This is a genomic window from Kosakonia sp. S42 (assembly GCF_016624785.1).
GTDB lineage: Bacteria > Pseudomonadota > Gammaproteobacteria > Enterobacterales > Enterobacteriaceae > Kosakonia > Kosakonia cowanii.
The window spans coordinates 1-1,263 of sequence record NZ_JACVTW010000079.1 but is presented as its reverse complement, the minus strand read 5'-3'; the positions used below and the strand labels follow the sequence as shown (position 1 = coordinate 1,263).

Here is a 1,263-nt window from a genome sequence, read left to right as displayed (position 1 = left end):
TGTATGAACCGGTCACATGGGTTACAGATCTGACCGGTCACATGGGTGACACTTTTTGCTTCAGTCGGCCCGGATTATACGATGATTCCGTCTGTCGTACCGGGCCAGTATCAGTTCACCAAAACCAACTTCATCCAGATCTTCTTCGACCTGCTTCATCCATACCCGTTCTCCCCTCAGCGCTTCTGATAAAAATATCCGTGTGCTGTTAAAGCATAAATCGCCTTTTAATGAGACGCGCAGTGTCCGGGCATCTCCGTTCAGCGGGCCGGTAAAGATGCGCTCTGACGGATACCAGACCGAACCGGGTGTTTTTCCGCCCAGCGCCCTGTGGGGGCGTATCTCATTAAATTCATGACGCCATGCATCCATCCAGGCCTGCTGCTCTTCAGGAGAAATGAACTTCGCATGTCGCTTCAGCGCATCCTTCTGGGTGCGGTGCATCCGCTCATGTCTGCCGTTCCCGGTGGGTTTACCCGGCCGGATACGTTCCGGCAGGACACCACATTTAATCAGCCATACGGCCATCTGGCTCAGCCCCCACAGACCGGACCCGGCAAAGGGAGGACCGTTGTCCGTACGCAGTACCTGCGGCATCCCGCATTCCCGGAACACCCGTTCAAGGCAGGGGATAACAAACCGGCCATCAGGCGTACAGGTGGCATCGCAGGCCAGCACAATCCTGCTGCAGTTATCGGTCAGCGTGAAGGGATGGCACCAGCGGCCGCCGGTATGGGTGAACTGCCCCCTGAAATCGGCGCTCCAGACATCGTTTGGCCGCACGGCAGCGTGCAGCTCATGCCGCTTCGTGGCTTAAAGGTGGGGGGCTTACGTTTTTTAACCAGACCATGACCGCGGAACAGCTCACCAATGGTGCTGGCGGCAGGAACGCCGGTGACGTTCAGGTTAAGAAGGCGCTGCCTTATCTTCTCAGGCCCCCACAGGGGATGCTGTTGCTTTGTCTCCGGCAGCAGCTTCACCATGGGCATGGGTTCAGGCGTTGCGCGCTGGTGATGGCGCGCCCGGGAACGGTCACTGAGGGAGGTGACATCATCGGGCGAAAAACGGGCCAGCCACTTGTAATAACCGGTTTTACGGCTGATATTAAAGCGGCGGCACACCTCGGCAACCGTGAGGCTGCCTTCAGGGCAGGCCGCAACAAACTGCAAACGTTGCATGGTAACAGTCTCAGTCCGGGGCACGGTAAACCTCCGTCAGCTGTTTACCGTACCGTTATAACCTGTTACCCATGTGCCCGGTTTA

General features: G+C 57.3%; 1 pseudogene. It reads right to left on the bottom strand.

The features are described 5' to 3' along the window. Positions 1-60 precede the first annotated feature (60 nt). Positions 61-1,202, bottom strand: a pseudogene (locus IAE50_RS26920) (integrase core domain-containing protein). Positions 1,203-1,263 lie beyond the last annotated feature (61 nt).